The sequence below is a fragment of the Campylobacter concisus genome (assembly GCF_002913745.1).
Taxonomy (GTDB): domain Bacteria; phylum Campylobacterota; class Campylobacteria; order Campylobacterales; family Campylobacteraceae; genus Campylobacter_A; species Campylobacter_A concisus_R.
Window position 1 is genome coordinate 11790 of the sequence record NZ_PPCG01000033.1, and the last position, 18680, is coordinate 30469.

General features: G+C 40.8%; 17 protein-coding genes. All 17 read left to right on the forward strand.

The genetic code is table 11. The annotated features are described in order from the left end of the window. The first annotated feature begins 94 nt into the window (after positions 1–94). The 17 genes from murJ to CYO90_RS04545 all read left to right on the forward strand — a co-directional run bounded on the left by murJ (position 95) and on the right by CYO90_RS04545 (position 18645). A complete protein-coding gene (gene murJ, locus CYO90_RS04465) occupies positions 95–1495 on the forward strand; it encodes a murein biosynthesis integral membrane protein MurJ (protein ID WP_103578609.1) in 1401 nt (466 codons plus the stop codon). Further along, positions 1482–2876: a cysteine--tRNA ligase gene (cysS, locus tag CYO90_RS04470; RefSeq protein WP_103578610.1), complete on the forward strand. Its 1395-nt coding sequence runs from the start codon at positions 1482–1484 to the stop codon at positions 2874–2876. The genes murJ and cysS overlap by 14 nt, the downstream gene beginning before the upstream one ends. Then, complete coding sequence (locus CYO90_RS04475) at positions 2869–4593, forward strand: ABC transporter ATP-binding protein (protein WP_103578611.1); 1725 nt, start codon at positions 2869–2871, stop codon at positions 4591–4593. Before cysS ends, CYO90_RS04475 begins: the two co-directional genes overlap by 8 nt. Positions 4594–4645: 52 nt before the next feature. Then, positions 4646–5719: a quinone-dependent dihydroorotate dehydrogenase gene (locus CYO90_RS04480; RefSeq protein WP_103578612.1), complete on the forward strand. Its 1074-nt coding sequence runs from the start codon at positions 4646–4648 to the stop codon at positions 5717–5719. Between the two features lie 11 nt (positions 5720–5730). Next, positions 5731–6972, forward strand: coding sequence for a M16 family metallopeptidase (locus tag CYO90_RS04485; protein WP_103578613.1), 1242 nt, complete (start codon positions 5731–5733; stop codon positions 6970–6972). A 26-nt stretch (positions 6973–6998) separates the two neighbouring features. Then, positions 6999–7868, forward strand: coding sequence for a 4-hydroxy-tetrahydrodipicolinate synthase (dapA, locus tag CYO90_RS04490; RefSeq protein WP_429827814.1), 870 nt, complete (start codon positions 6999–7001; stop codon positions 7866–7868). Then, positions 7868–8656 (forward strand): enoyl-ACP reductase, encoded by a 789-nt coding sequence (locus CYO90_RS04495; RefSeq protein WP_103578614.1) that lies wholly within the window; start codon positions 7868–7870, stop codon positions 8654–8656. The genes dapA and CYO90_RS04495 overlap by 1 nt, the downstream gene beginning before the upstream one ends. Next, positions 8634–9233 carry a CDP-diacylglycerol--glycerol-3-phosphate 3-phosphatidyltransferase gene (gene pgsA / locus CYO90_RS04500; RefSeq protein WP_258030653.1) on the forward strand — a complete coding sequence of 200 codons (600 nt, stop codon included), beginning with the start codon at positions 8634–8636 and terminating at the stop codon, positions 9231–9233. Before CYO90_RS04495 ends, pgsA begins: the two co-directional genes overlap by 23 nt. A 23-nt stretch (positions 9234–9256) precedes the next feature. Then, positions 9257–10252: an AI-2E family transporter gene (locus tag CYO90_RS04505; protein ID WP_429827815.1), complete on the forward strand. Its 996-nt coding sequence runs from the start codon at positions 9257–9259 to the stop codon at positions 10250–10252. A gap of 21 nt (positions 10253–10273) precedes the next feature. Continuing rightward, positions 10274–11383, forward strand: coding sequence for an RIP metalloprotease RseP (gene rseP / locus CYO90_RS04510; RefSeq protein ID WP_103578616.1), 1110 nt, complete (start codon positions 10274–10276; stop codon positions 11381–11383). Next, positions 11380–12018 carry a YggS family pyridoxal phosphate-dependent enzyme gene (locus CYO90_RS04515; RefSeq protein ID WP_181000210.1) on the forward strand — a complete coding sequence of 213 codons (639 nt, stop codon included), beginning with the start codon at positions 11380–11382 and terminating at the stop codon, positions 12016–12018. Before rseP ends, CYO90_RS04515 begins: the two co-directional genes overlap by 4 nt. Positions 12019–12113: 95 nt before the next feature. Next, positions 12114–13874 carry a response regulator gene (locus CYO90_RS04520; RefSeq protein ID WP_103578617.1) on the forward strand — a complete coding sequence of 587 codons (1761 nt, stop codon included), beginning with the start codon at positions 12114–12116 and terminating at the stop codon, positions 13872–13874. A 94-nt stretch (positions 13875–13968) separates the two neighbouring features. Beyond that, positions 13969–14874: an AEC family transporter gene (locus CYO90_RS04525; protein WP_009293909.1), complete on the forward strand. Its 906-nt coding sequence runs from the start codon at positions 13969–13971 to the stop codon at positions 14872–14874. Between the two features lie 63 nt (positions 14875–14937). Beyond that, a complete protein-coding gene (locus tag CYO90_RS04530; protein ID WP_103578618.1) occupies positions 14938–15210 on the forward strand; it encodes a pyruvate kinase in 273 nt (90 codons plus the stop codon). Between the two features lie 9 nt (positions 15211–15219). Continuing rightward, the gene (locus tag CYO90_RS04535; protein ID WP_002940533.1) at positions 15220–15882 is read left to right on the forward strand and encodes a response regulator transcription factor; all 663 of its coding nucleotides are present in this window, start codon (positions 15220–15222) and stop codon (positions 15880–15882) included. Then, positions 15875–17044 carry a sensor histidine kinase gene (locus CYO90_RS04540; protein WP_103578619.1) on the forward strand — a complete coding sequence of 390 codons (1170 nt, stop codon included), beginning with the start codon at positions 15875–15877 and terminating at the stop codon, positions 17042–17044. Before CYO90_RS04535 ends, CYO90_RS04540 begins: the two co-directional genes overlap by 8 nt. A 128-nt stretch (positions 17045–17172) precedes the next feature. After that, positions 17173–18645, forward strand: a complete 1473-nt coding sequence (locus tag CYO90_RS04545; protein ID WP_103578620.1) for an aldehyde dehydrogenase family protein — start codon at positions 17173–17175, stop codon at positions 18643–18645. The last annotated feature ends 35 nt before the right edge of the window (positions 18646–18680 follow it).

The window sequence follows — 18680 nt, forward strand, 5'->3', positions numbered from 1 at the left end:
GCTCTTATTATCTCTAAAACTTTATTAAATTTGGGTTATGTAAGCTTTAAAGCATCTTTTGTTACTATTGCGTTTTAAATTTACTAGGTGGGCGATGTTTATAAAAGGCTTTTTTTCAAACTCAGTTGGCATCATGACTTCAAGGATTTTAGGGCTTATAAGAGATCTTTTAACGGCTTCTATCCTTGGCGCTGGCATATTTAGCGACCTCTTTTTCATAGCATTTAAGATACCAAATTTATTTCGCCGTATCTTTGGCGAGGGTGCCTTTACACAGGCATTTTTGCCAAATTTTGCAAATAGCAAGAAAAAAGCGATCTTTCAAGCTGAAATTTTCATCAAATTTCTACTTTTTATAGGCATTTTGACGCTTCTTGTAAATTTATTTACGCCCTACTTTATAAAGATCATCGCAAGCGGCTTGAGCGAGCAAAATATCACAGACGCAGTGCCACTTGTGCGTATAAATTTCTACTATCTAGCCCTTGTCTATATCGTCACTTTCATGGGTGCGTTGCTTCAGTATAAGGGGCACTTTGCCACAACTGCGTTTTCTACTGCGCTACTAAATTTAGCCATGATCGCTTCACTACTTTTGGCTCGTGGCAAGAGCGAGAGCGTGGTCGCACTTTATTTTAGCTTTGGCGTCGTTGCAGGCGGCATCTTGCAGGTTTTAGTGCATCTAATCGCTATGAAATTTAACGCCTTAAATAAAATTTTCTGGGGCGGTCTAAGCGGATATTTTAAGGGCAAAAGAGCGCAGAGCAAAGGCTTTTTTATAAATTTCTACCACGGCTTACTTGGCTCAAGTGCGATGCAGATAAGCGCATTTATGGACACTTGGCTGGCTAGTTTTTTGGTAAGTGGCTCGATAAGCTATCTTTTTTATGCAAATAGAATTTTTCAGCTCCCGCTTGCCATCTTTGCGATCGCACTCTCTCAGGCACTCTTTCCAAAGATCACTAGACTTTTAAAGCAAAAAGATGAGGCAAATGCCCTAGTTTGGACAAAAAAGAGCTTTTACCTGCTACTTTGCGCCCTGCTAGCAGCCACGATCACAGGCGTCGTGCTAAGCGAGTTTATCATCTGGCTCTTGTTTGAGAGAGGGAATTTTGTAAGGGCAAACACCATTGAATGCGCCAAAGTGCTAAGTGCTTATTTGGTGGGGCTTACGCCATTTGGACTGGCTAAAATTTTCTCACTTTGGCTTTATGCAAATATGAAGCAAAAAGAGGCGGCCAAAATTTCTATCATCTGCCTTATGATAAATTTGATCCTAGCTGTCATTTTGATGCAGAAATTTGGAGCTGCTGGCCTTGCATTTGCAAGCTCGCTCGGGGGATTTTTACAGCTTATTTTATATATAAGAGCCTTTGGAGCTAAGCGATTTTTAGCTATAATCGAGCCTAAATTTATAGCCGCTATCGCACTTTTGGCGGTTTTGCTTTATTTTGGTTTAACATTTTTAAAGGATATATTTAATGCGAATTTTTGATACTTCTAAAAGAGAAAAGGTTGAGTTTAGCCCTATTAAAGATGGTGAAGTTAGCATCTATCTGTGCGGTCCAACGGTCTATGACGACGCGCATTTGGGACATGCAAAGTCAGCCGTTAGCTTTGATCTTTTAAGAAGGGTCTTAAAAGCGCTTGGCTACAAGGTCAAATTTGCAAGAAACTACACCGATATCGATGATAAAATTTTAAACAAAATGGCGCAGACCGGTCAAAGCCTAGAGGAGATCACAAACAAATATATAGCGCACTACGAGAGCGACATGGACGCTTTAAACGTGCTTGATCCAGACTTTAAACCAAAGGCTACGCAGTGCTTGGAGGCGATCATTAGCTACATCAAGGTGCTTATGGATAGAGGTGTGGCATATAAGACGAGCGATGGAATTTACTTTGATACGAGTAAGGATAGTGGCTATTTTAGTATCAGCGGTAAGGATAATAACACCGATCTTATCGCGCGCGTGGCAAGTTTTAGCGAGAAAAGAGATGAAAAAGACTTCGTGCTTTGGAAATTTGACGAGAAATGGTACGAGAGTCCGTTTGGCAAGGGTCGCCCTGGCTGGCACACCGAGTGCGTAGCGATGATAAGAGAGTTTTTAAGCGACAAAGAAAATGATAAATTTGAGATCGACATCCACGCTGGTGGCATCGACCTGCTCTTTCCGCACCACGAAAATGAGGCAAGTCAGTGCAGATGCGCCTATCATAAAAATTTGAGTAAATACTGGATGCATAACGGCTTTATAAAAGTAAATAACGAAAAGATGAGCAAGAGCCTAAATAATAGCTTTTTTGTAAAAGACGCCCTAAAAAACGTTCATGGTGAGGTGCTTAGATTTTATCTGCTTACAAGCCATTATAGGGCTCATTTTAATTATTCAGATGAAGACTTAGTGGCTTCAAAAAAGAGGCTTGATAAAATTTACCGCCTCAAAAAAAGAGTTGATGGCGTGCAAGCTGGCATGGCAAATGAGAGCTTTAAAAATGAGCTACTTGAGGCGCTAAGTGATGATCTAAACGCTTCAAAAGCGCTTGCAAGCGTCGATGAGTTTGTAAAAACGGCAAATGAAAGACTTGATAATAATCCAAAAGATAAAGCATATAAGGCCGAAGTGGTGGCAAATTTAGAGTTAATAGGCGAAATTTTAGGCATTGCTATCACAAACTATGTGGAGTATTTTCAGTTTGGTGTAAGTGACGAGCAAAAAGAGCATATCCAAAAACTTCTTGATGAGCGCGCGGTAGCTAAAAAAGAGAGAAATTTTGCAAGGGCTGATGAGATAAGAGATGAGCTAGCAAAAATGAATATCTCTATCATGGACACACCAAATGGCGCAGTTTGGGAGAGAAATAATGAATAATTTTGGCTTAAAAGATGTGCTAAAGCGCTTTGGTCCATATTTTAAAGACTACATCCCACACTTCATCTTTGCCATCATCGGCATGGGGCTTGCAAGTGGCGGAACGGCAGTAAGTGCCTATCTAGTGGAGCCTGTGCTAAATAAAATTTTCGTTGAGAAAAACGAAAAACTGCTCTACATCTTGCCTTGCGCCATCATCGCGATCTACGTTATAAAAAACATCGGAACCTTTATGCAGGCCTATTTTACGGCATATATCGGGCAAGATACGATTAGAAAATTTCGCGAAAAGATGGTTGCAAACCTTTTAAATTTAGATATGGATTTTTTCAATGAATTTAGAACCGGCGAACTAATCAGCAGAACGACAAACGACATCGACCGCATAAGATCGATAGTCTCAAGCATCATACCTGAGCTAACAAGAGAGTCAGTCACCATTATAGGACTTCTTTGCGTCGTCATCTATCAAAGTCCAAAGCTGGCGTTTTTCGCCCTTGTCGTCATGCCAGTGGCGATCTATCCGATCTCGCGCCTTGCTAAAAGGATGAAGAAAATTTCAAAGCAGTCACAAGAAAAAACATCCGACATCACCTCTGCGCTTAGTGAAATTTTTACAAATATCGAGATAATCAAAGCAAATAATGCCCAAGAATACGAGCATTCACGCTTTGTTGATGAAAACAACAAATTTTTTAGGCTAAATTTAAAAAGCGTCAAGATCGAGCAACTAGTAAGCCCGCTAATGGAGACCATAGGCTCGATAGGCGTAGCAGCAGTCATCATCATAGGCGGCAAAGACGTCATCGACGGGCATATAAATATGGGCGCATTCTTTTCATTTTTAACAGCGCTTTTCATGCTCTACACCCCGCTAAAACGCATCGTAAATATCTACAACAAGATGCAAGATGCCATCGCAGCAAGCGAGAGAACGTTTTTCTTGATGGATAAGGTAAGCCAGATAAAAGATGGCCAAAAAGAGCTAAACGAAGAGATAAATTTGATCAAATTTAACGATGTCCGCCTAAGCTACGGCGACAAAGAGGTCCTAAAAGGGATAAATTTAGAGGCAAATAAGTCAGAATTTATAGCCCTTGTTGGCTCAAGTGGTGGCGGAAAAAGCTCGCTTATGAATTTGCTTATGAGATTTTACGACGTAAATGGCGGAGAAATTTTGATAAACGGCACAAATTTAAAAGATATCAAAATTCACTCACTTCGCCAAAATATCGGGCTTGTAACCCAGCGTGTCTATATCTTTAACGACACGGTTGCTAAAAATGTCGCTTACGGAAGAGAATTTAACGAAGATGCCGTAATAAACGCACTAAAACTAGCCAATGCCTATGAGTTTGTAAGCAAGCTAGATAACGGCATAAACACTATCTTAAATGAATTTGGCACCAACCTCTCAGGTGGTCAAAGACAGCGCATCGCCATAGCTAGAGCGCTTTATCAAAATCCACAAATCCTCATCTTTGACGAGGCTACTTCAGCGCTTGATAACGAGAGCGAAAAAGAGATCACAAAAGCGATAAATAATCTAAGAAGCAAAAAGATCATCTTAGTCATCGCCCACCGCTTAAGCACGGTTGAAAATGCCGATAAGATCGCAGTTTTGAGTGATGGCAAGATCATTGATAGTGGAAGCGACGAGGAGCTTAACAAGAGAAATGAAATTTATGCAAGGCTTAAGGGCAAAGCCTTAGTTTAAGGCGATTTTTGCTAAGATTTGCAGAAATTTTAGGCATTTTAAAGAGGTTAAAATGAGCTTAAACTACAATACTTTAAAATCTATATTTTTCAAATTTGATCCTGAAACCGCCCACAAGATCGCTGAAGTAGCGATGGTTGGGGCAAATAAAATTTTCCCTGGCTCGCTAAGCTTTTTGGCACACAAATGCGTGGTCGATGACAACGCGCTAAAACAAAATTTATTCTCAAGCACCTATCACAACCCAGTTGGCATAGCTGGCGGCTTTGATAAAAACGCCACGATGTTTGAAGCGCTCACAGCTCTTGGGTTTGGACATTTAGAATTTGGCACATTTACACCAAAACCACAACCTGGCAACGCAAAACCAAGGCTTTTTAGGCTCATAGACGAAGAGAGCATTCAAAATGCGATGGGCTTTAACAACGAAGGCTGCGAGGCTATCAAAAATAGAGTAAAAAAGATCTATCCTTTTACCATACCAATCTGGGCAAACATCGGTAAAAACAAGGTTACACCAAACGAAGATGCGATAAAAGACTATGAAATTTTAGTAAAAGAATTTAGTGAAATTTGCGACACATTTGTCATAAATGTCTCATCGCCAAACACGCCAAATTTAAGAGCACTTCAAGATGAGAGCTTTATAAAAGAGCTTTTTAGCGTCATTTTGCCACTTACTAAAAAGCCGATCATCTTTAAGATAGCTCCTGATATGAGCCACAAAGATGCGATCAAACTTTGTAGCTGCGCGGTAGAAAACGGCGCTAGCGGCGTGCTTGTTTCAAATACAAGCGTTGATTATTCGCTCTCTCACTCGTCAAATTTAAAGGATTTTGGCGGGCTAAGTGGCAAGGTGATCGCCAAAAAGTCAAAAGATATCTTTAAAGCCGTGGCTGATGAGCTTTATGGCAAGACGACGCTTATCGCGTGTGGCGGCATAGATAGCGGTACAGAGGCCTATGAGCGCATAAAAATGGGAGCAAGTTTAGTGCAAATTTTTACAAGCTTTATCTTTAAAGGGCCGATGATCGCAAAAGATATAAATTTAGAAATTTTAGAGCTTTTAAAAAGAGATGGCTTTGCCTCTATCAGCGAAGCAGTCGGCGCAAATGTTAAAAAATAGAGGGCAAGAGATTGATAAAATTTAATAAATTTAAACTAGAAAATGGACTTGAAATTTATCACGTGCCAGTAAATCCTGGCTCAAAAGTGATAAGTGTCGATGTCTTTTATAAAGTTGGCTCCAGAAACGAAGTGATGGGCAAAAGTGGCATCGCTCACATGCTAGAGCATCTAAATTTCAAATCAACCAAAAATTTACGCGCTGGGGAGTTTGATGAGATCGTAAAGGGCTTTGGCGGCGTAAATAACGCAAGCACGGGCTTTGACTACACTCACTACTTCATAAAAGCCTCAAATGAAAATTTAGACAAAACGCTTGGTCTTTTTGCCGAGCTTATGAAAAATTTAAGCCTAAAAGATAAAGAATTTCAGCCAGAGCGCGAGGTGGTACACGAAGAGCGCAGGTGGCGAACAGACAACAACCCTATGGGATATCTCTACTTTAGGCTCTACAACCATGCATTTATCTACCACCCATACCACTGGACACCAATAGGCTTCATAAAAGATATCGAAAACTGGAAGATCGCTGATATAAAAGAATTTCACGCTACATATTATCAGCCAAAAAACGCCATTTTGATGATAAGCGGCGACATCGGCAAGGACGAGGCATTTAAGCTAGCTAAGAAAAACTTTAGCGGCATAAAAAATAAAAGAGCCATACCAAAACTACATTGCAAAGAGCCTGAGCAAGACGGCGCAAGAAGGGCTATCATCTACAAAGATAGCCAAACGCAAATGCTAGCGATCGCTTATAAGATCCCAGACTTTAGGCATGCTGATCAAGTGGGGCTAAATGCGATAAGCGAATACCTAGCTACTGGCAAAAGCTCTATCTTACAACAGCGCCTTGTCGATGAGCTAATGCTTGTAAATCAAATTTACGCTTACAATATGAGCTGCGTTGATGAAAATTTATTTATATTTTTAGCAGTTTGCAACCCAGACGTCGAGGCTAGCGCGGTTGAGACTGAAATTTTAAAGATCATAGATGATCTAAAGAAAAAGCCAATCGACAAAGAGGACGTTTTAAGAGTTAAAAATTTGATAAAAACTGACTTTATCTACTCATTTGAGAGCGCGAGCAAGGTGGCAAATTTATACGGCTCATACCTTGCTAGAGGCGATATAAAGCCACTTTACGAGCTTGAAAAAAATATAGATAAGATAGATGCCAAGCTTTTAAAAGAGATAGCAAATAGATATTTCAACGAAAAAACTAGCACGACAATAATCTTAAAAAAGGAATAGACGTGAAAAATTCGCTTCAAGGTGCGATGACAGCACTAGTTACGCCATTTAAAAACCAAAAAATAGACGAAGTCAGTTTTGAAAAACTGATAAAAAGACAGATAAAAAACGGCATAGACGTCGTTGTGCCAGTGGGAACAACTGGTGAGAGCGCAACTCTAACGCATGATGAGCATAGAATTTGCATCGAGATCGCAGTAGATGCATGTAAAGGCACAAATGTCAAGGTGCTCGCTGGTGCTGGCAGCAACGCCACTCACGAGGCCATCGATATCGCTAAATTTGCCCAAGCTCACGGCGCCCACGGCATCCTATCAGTCGCTCCTTACTACAACAAACCAACACAAGAAGGGCTTTACGAGCACTACAAGGCTATCGCAAATAGCATAGAAATTCCAGTGCTTCTTTACAACGTCCCAGGCAGAGTTGGCGTAGATATCTTGCCAGCGACCGTTTTTAGACTTTTTAAAGATTGTAAAAATATTTTTGGCATCAAAGAGGCAACAGGCAGCATCGATAGATGTGTCGATCTGCTAGCTCACGAGCCTGATCTAGTGGTCATCAGCGGCGAAGATGCGATAAACTACCCTATCCTATCATACGGCGGAAAGGGCGTCATCTCGGTCACTGCAAACCTCTTGCCAGATCAAATTTCACAGCTCACGCACCTTGCAATGAACGAAGAATATAAAAAAGCAAAACTGATAAATGACAACCTCTATACGATAAACAAAACGCTCTTTTGCGAAAGCAACCCGATACCGATCAAAGCGGCGATGTATCTAGCTGGGCTCATCGACTCTTTGGAGTACCGCTTGCCACTTTGCAAACCGAGCAAAGAAAATTTTAAAAAGATCGAAGAAGTTATTAAAAATTACGAAATAAAGGGATTTTAATGAAGGACACTCTAAACGAATTTAAAGGTAAAACGCTAGTCATCAGCGGCGGCACTAGAGGCATCGGCAGAGCCATAGTGGAAGAATTTGCAAAAGCTGGCGTCAATATAGTATTTACCTATAACTCAAACGAAGAGCTTGCAAAGGAGCAGGCAAAAGAGCTTGAGACAAATTTCAAGATAAAAGCCAGAGCCTACGCGCTAAATATCCTTGAGCCAGAAACATATAAAGAGCTATTTTTAAAGATAGATGAGGACTTTGACAGGGTTGATTTTTTCATCTCAAACGCTATCATCTCAGGCCGTGCGGTGGCTGGTGGATACACTAAATTTATGAAGCTAAAACCAAGAGGTATAAATAATATCTTCACAGCAACCGTAAATGCCTTTGTTGTAGGCGCACAAGAAGCTGCAAAACGCATGGAAAAAGTGGGCGGCGGCAGTATCATTAGCCTAAGCTCAACTGGAAATTTAGTCTATATAGAAAACTACGCAGGCCACGGCACAGCAAAAGCAGCCGTTGAAGCGATGGCAAGATACGCTGCGACCGAGCTTGGCGAGAAAAATATCCGCGTAAATGTCGTAAGCGGCGGCCCTATCGAGACAGACGCGCTAAGAGCCTTTACAAACTACGAAGAGGTGCGCGATATGACGGCAAAGCTTAGCCCGCTAAACCGCATGGGACAGCCTGCTGATCTAGCTGGAGCATGTCTATTTTTATGCTCATCTAAGGCTAGCTGGGTGACTGGACATACATTTATAATAGATGGTGGCACGACTTTTAAATGAGAGTGAAATTTCTAGGCATAAAGGCATATTTGTGAGTTTAAATTTACCAAATGCGTTGGCATTTTTTAGGATACTGCTAGCTCCGCTTATGTTTTTTATGCTCGTAAATGCGCCAGAAATTTTTGTGCAAATTCATATAAGCTGGATAAACTACTTCGCAGCTCTTATTTTTGTGATCGCCTCGGTGACTGACTTTTTTGACGGCTACATCGCAAGGTGCTGGGATCAAAAGACCAAACTTGGAGCGATCCTTGACCCACTAGCTGATAAGATGCTGATCTTAGCTGCATTTTTAGGCCTTATGATGCTTGGTAGAGCGAGTGCTTGGGCTGTTTATCTTATCTTGGTAAGAGAGTTTTTTATAACTGGCTTTCGTGTCGTAATGGCAAGTGACGGCGTCGAAGTCGCAGCTTCGATGGCTGGCAAGGTCAAAACCGTTTCGCAGATGTTTGCGGTTGGATTTTTACTGATGAGCTGGCCTGGTGGCGAGCTTTTGCTATGGATAGCTGTTGCGCTTACGCTTTATTCTGGGTTTGAGTACATTTTTACCTACGTAAAAGCAATGAAAAAGAGTTAAATTTGAGAACCGGAAACGCTATAATCTATCTAGCTAGCTTCGTCGTGGTCGCGGCGGGACTAAAGACTGCTAGCGTCGTCGTGCTACCGTTTTTGATGGCGGTTTTTATCGCTATCGTGGCGACGCCTGAGATAAATGCGCTCGAAAAGCTCAAATTTCCGCGCGTTTTAGCCTTCGCGCTAGTTACGGCGGTGGTGTTTTTGTCGCTGGGATTTATCGCAAACACCGTGATAAAGACGATAAACGGGCTAGTTAGCTACATGCCCGAGCTTCAGAGCAAATTTAAAGCCCACGCCGATCATTACCACCAGATGCTAGCGAGCCGCGGCCTAATCGATCCCGAGAGCATCGCCGCGCCCGCAGACTTTGATATAAATAAAATTTTTGCCGTGCTGGGCGGATTTTTAAGGAGCGGCACCGAGCTCGTTTCAAAGAGCTTTTTCGTCTTTTTGCTCGTTACTTTTATGCTTTTTGAAGTGCAGGTATTTTCTCAAAAAGTCGAGTATTTTGCGAGCAAAAATCCGCAAACGAACCAGATCGTAGATACGTTTATATCAAATCTCAAGCGCTATCTCGCGATCAAGTCCGCAGCGTCGTTTGCGACGGGCGTTTTTATATTTATCGGGCTAAATTTCATCGGCGTGCCCTACGCGCCGCTTTGGGGTATTTTAGCTTTCGTGCTAAATTTTATCCCGACGATCGGCTCTATTATCGCGGCCGTCCCTGCGCTTTTGATGGCGCTTTTGCTAAACGACGCAGCCTCTTGTGCTTGGACTGCGGCGCTATATCTAGCCGTAAATATCGTCATCGGCAACTTTATCGAGCCGAAATTTCTAGGCAAAGGCCTTGGTATAAGCACGCTTGTGGTGCTTTTGAGCCTACTTTTTTGGGGATTTTTGTTCGGCATCGGCGGTATGTTTTTAGCAGTACCGCTTACCATGAGCCTAAAGATCGCGCTTGACGCAAACCCGAGCACGAAATTTATCGCCGTTTTGCTCAGCAATAAACTCGAGCGGTAAAATCAAATTTAAAGGTAAGTTTTGAAAGGCATTTTCTTCACGCTAGCTCTGCTTTGCCTTGGGCTTTATACGTATTCGTTTTATTTTTTAGTGACCGTTTTAGCCATTAGTTTTCTCATATTTTTTCACGAGCTTGGCCACTTTTTAGCAGCAAGAATGCTCGGCGTCAAAGTAAATACCTTTAGCATCGGCTTTGGCGAGAAAATTTACACCAAAAATGTTGGCGGCACCGACTACTGCCTAAGCGCTATCCCGCTTGGCGGATACGTGCAGCTAAAAGGGCAAGACGACACCGATCCAAAGGCAAAAAACTACGACGCTGATAGCTACAACGTGCTAAGTCCCATAAAGCGCATCTACATCCTCTTTGCAGGGCCGTTTTTTAACTTTATCTTGGCATTTTTCATATACATTTTGCTTGGATTTATCGGTGTTGAGAGGCTTGCGCCAAGTGTCGGACACATAGCTGAAGGCTCGGCAGCTGCGAGCGCTGGCATAGCAATAAACGATAAAATTTTAGCTATAAATGACGTAAAAATAAACGAGTGGGACGAGATCAGTAAGAACGTAAAGCTTGAACCTAGCGCCATTTTGATAGACCGCAACGGCTCGTCAATAACTATAAATTTAACACCAAAGATAGGTGAAACGATAAATTTATTTAATGAAAAGGTGCAGCGCCCACTGATCGGCATCCAGCCTAATGGCGAAGTGGTAAAAATTTATCACACAGGTTTAGAGAGCCTAAAATTTGCCTTTGGCGAGACAGTTGAGGCTTCAAAGCTCATCTTTAAAAGCTTTGAAAAGCTAGTTGTTGGAGCTGTGCCACTAAAAGAGGTCGGAGGCATCGTGCAGATCGCCGATGTCACTTCAAAGGCCGCTAAGATCAGCCTTAGCGTGCTTCTAACCATCGTGGCGCTCATCTCTGTAAATTTAGGCGTGCTAAACCTCTTTCCGATCCCAGCGCTTGATGGCGGGCACATTTTATTTAACATTTATGAACTAATTTTTAGACGCGAGATAAATGAGCGAGTGCTTGTTACGCTTACCTACTGTGGCTGGGCGCTGCTGCTTGGCATAATGGTGCTCGCTACCTTTAATGACATTATGAGATTAAGCGGAGGTTTATGATGATAGTTTTAAAAGATCTACTCGAAAAGATAGAAAATTTAAGCAAAGATGTGACGCTAATAGCCGTTAGCAAAAACGTGACATGCACTGAAGTAAGGGAGCTTTACGCACAAGGGCAAAGAAATTTTGGCGAAAATAGAGTCCAGGAGCTAGCCAAAAAAGAGCTAGAGCTGCAAAATTTCACTGACATCAAATGGCATATGATAGGGCGTTTGCAAAATAACAAAATCAATCAAATGATAAGCCTAAAACCAGTGCTTTGGCAAAGCTGCGATAGCTTCGAAAGAGCCCTAGAGGTCGATAAAAGGCTCAGCTATAAGCTAGACACCCTACTTCAGATAAACTCGGCCGATGAAGATACAAAGCAAGGTGTGAGCGTCGCAAATGCGGCTGAAATTTATGAGCGCATCCAAAGCGAGTGCAAAAATATAAATTTAAAAGGCGTGATGAGCATCGGAGCGCATGTGGATGAGCCAAAAGAGGTGCAAAAGAGCTTTGAGCTAACATATAAAATTTATGAGAGCCTAAAACCAAAAGGCGCAACTATCTGCTCGATGGGCATGAGTAGCGACTTCGAGCTAGCGATAAAATGTGGCTCAAACATGATCCGCCTTGGGACGATGCTATATCTATAAATAAATTTGCCTCTTTTATAGAGGTAAGATCAGTTGATTTAAATAATTTATAAATTTAGCCGATATTGAGTGCAACTTCTTTAAAAGGATTTTAGATGAATGTTGCACCGCAAAAGTATGATTTTATAAATTTAGATAATTTGCAAAATCTCTCTAAAAGATTTTCAAATCATGGCAATCAAAATAGCTCAAAAGTAAATTTAAGGCAGTTTAACGAGCTTTATGAAGCAAATAAAACAGATACCATCTACATAACTGAGGCTGATATCAAAGAATACAACAAACGTCTAGCAACACAAAAAGCAAAAGAAATTTTAAAAGATTACTCGCAAAATTTAATAAACAGCAACAATAAAATTTACTCAGACGAACTTTCTAATGGCTTTAGCAAAAACGCCTACTTTAAAAATATAAATGCCACAGATGATGCCGCCATGCTACCTGTCTTAAAAAGTGGCTACTTAGAAAATACAAAATTTAAAAACTTAAACGACTACGCCTATTCAAACACACTAAAGACAAATTATGGCGAAGTGGAAGTCTTTTTAGATATTTACGGCGATAACGATGAGCTAGGCGTTGGAAAGCTAGAAAACAACAGCGCACTTTTTAGCTTTGATAGCAATAATGACGGCACACTAGATCAAAAAGATATGCTCTTTGACAAGCTAAAAGTAAGAGGATACGACAAAGACGGAAATGAAAAAATAGCAAATTTAAGTGACGTCACGGCTAGAGTTGATCTTAGGCAGTTTATCAGCACAAATGTCATAAACCACAACCAAATAGCAAGAGAAGAGCTAAACCATAAAGCAATAATCACAAATAGTCCCAATCTTTACGTAGATACAAAAGAGATCGATCACAGGCACTCCTACTACGCCTCAGATCCAAACACCTTGTTTGCTGCTGAAAATAGATATGAAAAGATAGGCAAAAATGATATAAATAATTTCTTCAAAAAATATGCTCAAAATGACGGCTGGGTCGATCTAAGGCACAATAATATCTTTGGCAAGGATAGCTCTTTTAAAAATTTCGCTTACACAAAAATAGGCTTTGATGAGAGCGCAAGACTAAGCGAGTTTAATCCTATTGTTGAGCCAAGCAAAGATCACAAAAAAGATGAAAATTTCTCATACACAAAATTTCAAAAAGATAGTTTTATGAAATTTTATAATGACTACAACACTGAGCTTGATGCGCACAATAAGACGATAGAAAATCTTAGCGCTAATTTAAAGAAATTTGACGAAAATGCGGACGCTTACATATCAAAGCTCAAAGATACAAAATCAGCTAAGATGATCGCAATGGAAAATGAATTTAAGCAAGCAACTGGGCTTGATTTTAGTATCTCAAATTTAAAAAAGGTAAAAAAGGCTTTTGCATCAAATGAAGCCACAGCTGCCACTGCACTACGAGATAGCGATAGTGTCATAGCTATGAAGCTAAATCAAGATGGCACGATAAGACTAAAATTTGATAGTGGCAGAGAACTAGACGTAAATGAGCTCTACAATGACACTGGCAAGCTAAATACGCCAAGCGAGCTAAAAACTAGCGTAAATTTAGAGGCAAAAAAGATGGACAATGCGCAGCTAAATAGCCTAAATTTCAATGATATCGGCGTCATGCAAAATGGCAAGATCACAAGCCTAAAAGATGCTGGAGCGATCGCTATCATCAACCTATCAAATAAATTTGAGAGCAAATTTTTAATCAGCCTAAATAGTGGCAAAAGCATATCTGCAAGAGAAATTTATAATATCAGCTATCTTGAAAACGATCTAAAAAATAAAGAAAAGATAGATGAAAGAGACAAATTTTACAAAAAGGTTGATACTAGGGTTTAAATTTGAGGGTAAAATCCAAAAAAGTTTATTGTAATTTAATCTTTTGGGGCATATAATCAATTTTTTGTAAATTCCAAACTTAAAAGAGACTGCTATGAATTTCACACCACTTTTTGCAATATTTTTCATAATCGCAACTGGTTTTTTTGCTAAAAAAGTCGGCATTGTTGAGCAAAAGCACTCGATCCCCTTTGTGGATTTTGTCCTTTGTTTTGCAATGCCTGCGCTAATCTTTGACAAAATTTACCACGTAAATGTCGATGCTTCGCTTATAAACACGATCCTAATCGGCTTTGCTTCAACCGCCATTAGCGCTGCTTTGGCATTTGTCATAGGTAAGGTTTTTAAATTTACCAAAATAACAACCGTCAGTATGGTCATGCTAAGCCTTTTTGGTAACACCCTATTTGTCGGTATGCCTGTCATTCAGGGCTTCTTTGGCGATGCGATGGTAAATGAGGTCATCTTTTACGATCAAATAGCCACTGGTATCCCGCTTTCGATCCTTGGGCCGCTCATCCTATCTTTTGCCGCACCTGAGAAGGTTTCGCTATTTCAAAATACAATGAAAATTTTAAAATTTCCACCATTTATCGCGCTCATTATGGGTCTTATCTTAAAAGAAGTCCCACTTCCAGATTTTATCTTTGCGCCACTTAGGATGTTTGAAGGCAGCGTCACTCCAGTCGCACTTTTTGCGATCGGCGTTGGTCTTAACTTTAGTAGCATCACAAGCTCATATAAAGGCGTTAGTGTCGTGCTTTTGTGTAAGATGATCTTGCCAGCTATCGTATTTTTCATCATATTAAAAGTCTCAGGTATCCAGATGAGCAAAACTTGGGTCGTTGGTCTCTTTCAATGTGCGATGCCGACATCAGCCCTTGCAAGCGCGATGGTCATAAAAGCTGGACTTGATAGCTCACTAGCCATCTCATCAGTTGCTATTGGCGTGCTTTTTTCATTTATCACGCTTCCAGTTATCTATTTTGTATTTGCGTAAATTCACACTTATTTCACACTAAGTGACTACAATTGCAACATAATTTAATTTAAAGGAGACTTTATGAAAAAGTTAATCTTAGTTGCACTTGGTGCTATGTTTATGTTTGGCGGTCTTGCAAATGCTACTGAAATGATGCAAAAGGACAAGATGGGCAAAGATGAGATGATGAAGAAAGAGCAGATGATGAAAGATGATATGTCTAAAAAACATCCTGTCAAAAAACACGAAGCTAAAAAAGAAGACATGGGCATGAAAGACGAAATGAAAAAAGACGACATGGGTATGAAAAAAGACGACATGGGCATGAAAGACGAAATGAAAAAAGGCATGTAAAGGTGCTTAATGGTCAGAATTTTGCTTGTTGAAGATGATGAAACATTACTTGATCTAATAAGCGAGTATCTGGGCGAAAATGGTTACGATGTCACCACTACAAACAATGCCAAAGACGCACTAGATCTTGCATACGAGCGAAATTTTGACCTACTTATACTAGACGTCAAACTCCCGCAAGGCGACGGCTTCTCCCTACTTTCATCGCTACGTGAGCTTGGCGTCACAACACCTAGCATATTTACCACCTCGCTAAACACCATAGACGACCTTGAAAAAGGCTACAAAAGCGGCTGCGATGACTATCTAAAAAAGCCATTTGAGCTAAAAGAGCTACTTATCCGCATGCAAGCTCTCATAAAAAGAAATTTCTCACACCAAAACGGCGAAGATATCAAAATTTTAGATGATCTTTGCTTTCACCCACAGAGCAAAACTCTAAGTAAAAACGGCGAAAATGTAAATATCTCGAGCAAAGAGAGCGACCTGCTCGCCCTATTTTTGCAAAACAAGGGCAAAATTTTAACCAAAGATGAAATTTTTAATAAAATTTGGAAATTTGACGAGGAGCCAAGCGAGCTTAGCCTTCGTGTATATATCAAAAATTTACGCCAAATTTTAGGCAAAGATGCCATTTTAAACAAGCGTGGAGACGGCTACATCTATGTCTGAAAAGACGCAAATTTTATTTAAAATTTTATCCCTCTATCTTGTTAGCTCTGTGCTATTTTTGAGCTATTTTTTTATACACGACTACCAAAATAAAAAAGAAGCACTCATCTTAAACGAGGTAAAAAGCCTAAAAGAGATCAAGATGGGCATATATATGAAAGCCAGGATGAATGGCCTAGACTCGGTCTCAAGCCTCACAAACGAAAAGGGCGTACATGCTTGTATCGTGCTGGAGAATGGTGAGAAAATTTATAAAGATTTTGAGTGCAAAAATATCAACAAAGGCAAAAATGTAAATTTGATAGACGGCAAGGTAGCGATCTTTGAAAAGATCCAGTATATGGAGGACAACGCCACAGACGAGCTCGCACGCGCAGACATCTTTCTAGTTGGCAAAAATATCAACGGCGAAATTTTATCCTTGCAAATTTCGACCACACTAAAAGCTGCATTTTTCCTCTTTGCCCTGCTCTTTGTCGCCTTTTATCTAGCAAAACTAAGCCTAAGACCGCTTTATGAAAAGATAGATACGCTAAACCGCTTCATAAAAGACTCAACGCACGAGATAAATACACCCCTAAGCGTCATCTCGATGAGCATAGAAACGGCCGATCTTGAAAACCTAAATGAGCGAAATTTAAAGCGTTTTAACAATATCAGCCTTGCCGCAAAGAGCCTAGGCAGCATCTACGACGCACTTGTTCATCTAAGCTTCAACCTTGATAGGCCAAGCAAAAAAGAGCTAATAGATCTAAATTTGCTAACCTCGCAAAGACTGAGCTACTTCTCGCCATTTTTTGCAAAACGCAGGCTTAAGATAGAGGCTAGTTTAAAGCCTAGCTTTATAAACGCAGACCTTGAGGATATGAGCAAAATTTTAGACAACCTCTTAAGCAACGCCTCGAAATATGCAGCGCCAAATTCAAAAGTCCGCATCATTTTAGAGCCAAATTTCTTTAGCATAAGCAACACTGGGCGTGGCATCAGTAAAGAGCAGCAGATGAAAATTTTTGATCGCTACACGAGATTTAACGACGATCAAGGTGGCTTTGGCATAGGGCTAAATTTAGTAAAAGAGTGCTGCAAGAAAAATGATATAGAGGTAAAATGCACAAGAGATCTTGATGGCGAGACTACATTTTCACTCTCTTGGCGGAGCTAAATTTAAAACACCACCCTACTCTAAACAATAAAAATTATTAAAAAAGATAATTTATGTCCAAAATTTATTTTTGATAAATTTTATTAATATTATAATCCTTTTACAAAATCTTAATCAAGGAGAAAAGTATGAAACTACTTGAAAAATACGGGCTTTTCATAAATGGTGAGTGGCGTGACGCAAAAGACGGCGCTACACTTGATGCTAAAAATCCAGCAAACGGCGAGCACCTTGCAAAGATCGCAGATGCGACCGAAGATGATGTAAATGACGCTGTACGTGCTGCACGTGAAGCTTTTAAGAAATTTAAACACACCACAATTAGCGAGCGTGCAAAGCTGCTAAATAAGATCGCTGACATTATCGACGAAAACAAGGAGCACTTAGCCAGAGTCGAGAGCATGGACAACGGCAAGCCGATCCGCGAAACGCTAAATGTTGATATCCCTTTTGCGGCCGAGCACTTTAGGTACTTTGCAGGTGTCATTATGGGCGAAGAGGGCAGTGCAAACGTTCTTGACGAGAAACAACTCTCTATCGTTTTACGCGAGCCACTAGGCGTCGTAGGTCAGATCGTGCCTTGGAATTTTCCATTTTTAATGGCAGCTTGGAAGCTAGCTCCAGTGATCGCAGCGGGCGATGCGAGCGTGTTTAAACCTTCAAGCGAGACAAGCCTAAGCGTGCTTGAGCTATTTAGGCTGATAGATAAAATTTTGCCAACAGGTTTGATAAATATAGTAACCGGCAGAGGCAGCAAAAGCGGCGAGTGGATCAAAAACCACCCAGGCCTTGACAAGCTAGCATTTACTGGCTCAACCGAGATCGGCCGTGATATCGCCATAGCTGCAGCTCGCCGTATCATCCCAGCCACACTTGAGCTTGGCGGCAAGAGCGCAAACATCTTCTTTAGCGATGCAAATTTAGACAAGGCGCTTGACGGCCTTCAGCTTGGAATTTTATTTAACCAAGGTCAAGTTTGCTGCGCGGGATCGAGAATTTTCGTAGAAGAGAGCTTTTATGAGAAATTTATAGAGGCTGCGGTTAAAAAATTTAGCACTATAAAAGTTGGCGATCCGCTCGATCCTAACACTCAAATGGGCTCTCAGATCAATAAAAAACAAGCTGAGCAAATTTTAAACTACGTCGAGATCGGCAAAAAAGAAGGTGCAAAAGTAGCAGTTGGCGGCAAAGCCTACACTGCAAATGGTTGCGACAAGGGTGCATTTGTCGAGCCAACGCTGCTAGTTGATGTGACAAATGATATGAGAGTGGCTCAAGAAGAAATCTTTGGACCAGTTGGCGTTGTCATCAAATTTAAAGATGAAGCCGAGCTTATCAAAATGGTAAATGACAGCGAATACGGCCTTGGTGGTGGAATTTTCACGCAAGATATCACAAAAGCACTTCACGTTGCAAGGTCTATGGAGACTGGCAGGGTCTGGATCAACACTTACAACCAAATCCCAGCAGGCAGCCCATTTGGCGGATATAAAAACTCAGGTATAGGCCGCGAGACACACAAGATCATCCTTGAGCACTACACTCAGATGAAAAACATCATGATAGATCTAACCGGCAAGGTTAGCGGCTTTTACGCATAATGATTTTAGGGGGTTTTGCCCCCTACTGCTTTAAA

Excerpts from the sequence above, each read along its gene's own strand:
- murJ (WP_103578609.1), top strand. The coding sequence starts at position 95 with ATGTTTATAAAAGGCTTTTTTTCAAACTCAGTTGGCATCATGACTTCA.
- cysS (WP_103578610.1), top strand. The coding sequence starts at position 1,482 with ATGCGAATTTTTGATACTTCTAAAAGAGAAAAGGTTGAGTTTAGCCCT.
- dapA (WP_429827814.1), top strand. The coding sequence starts at position 6,999 with ATGACAGCACTAGTTACGCCATTTAAAAACCAAAAAATAGACGAAGTC.
- CYO90_RS04540 (WP_103578619.1), top strand. The coding sequence starts at position 15,875 with ATGTCTGAAAAGACGCAAATTTTATTTAAAATTTTATCCCTCTATCTT.
- CYO90_RS04530 (WP_103578618.1), top strand. The coding sequence starts at position 14,938 with ATGAAAAAGTTAATCTTAGTTGCACTTGGTGCTATGTTTATGTTTGGC.
- CYO90_RS04495 (WP_103578614.1), top strand. The coding sequence starts at position 7,868 with ATGAAGGACACTCTAAACGAATTTAAAGGTAAAACGCTAGTCATCAGC.
- CYO90_RS04480 (WP_103578612.1), top strand. The coding sequence starts at position 4,646 with ATGAGCTTAAACTACAATACTTTAAAATCTATATTTTTCAAATTTGAT.
- pgsA (WP_258030653.1), top strand. The coding sequence starts at position 8,634 with ATGGTGGCACGACTTTTAAATGAGAGTGAAATTTCTAGGCATAAAGGC.
- CYO90_RS04475 (WP_103578611.1), top strand. The coding sequence starts at position 2,869 with ATGAATAATTTTGGCTTAAAAGATGTGCTAAAGCGCTTTGGTCCATAT.
- CYO90_RS04535 (WP_002940533.1), top strand. The coding sequence starts at position 15,220 with ATGGTCAGAATTTTGCTTGTTGAAGATGATGAAACATTACTTGATCTA.
- CYO90_RS04520 (WP_103578617.1), top strand. The coding sequence starts at position 12,114 with ATGAATGTTGCACCGCAAAAGTATGATTTTATAAATTTAGATAATTTG.
- CYO90_RS04525 (WP_009293909.1), top strand. The coding sequence starts at position 13,969 with ATGAATTTCACACCACTTTTTGCAATATTTTTCATAATCGCAACTGGT.
- CYO90_RS04515 (WP_181000210.1), top strand. The coding sequence starts at position 11,380 with ATGATGATAGTTTTAAAAGATCTACTCGAAAAGATAGAAAATTTAAGC.
- CYO90_RS04545 (WP_103578620.1), top strand. The coding sequence starts at position 17,173 with ATGAAACTACTTGAAAAATACGGGCTTTTCATAAATGGTGAGTGGCGT.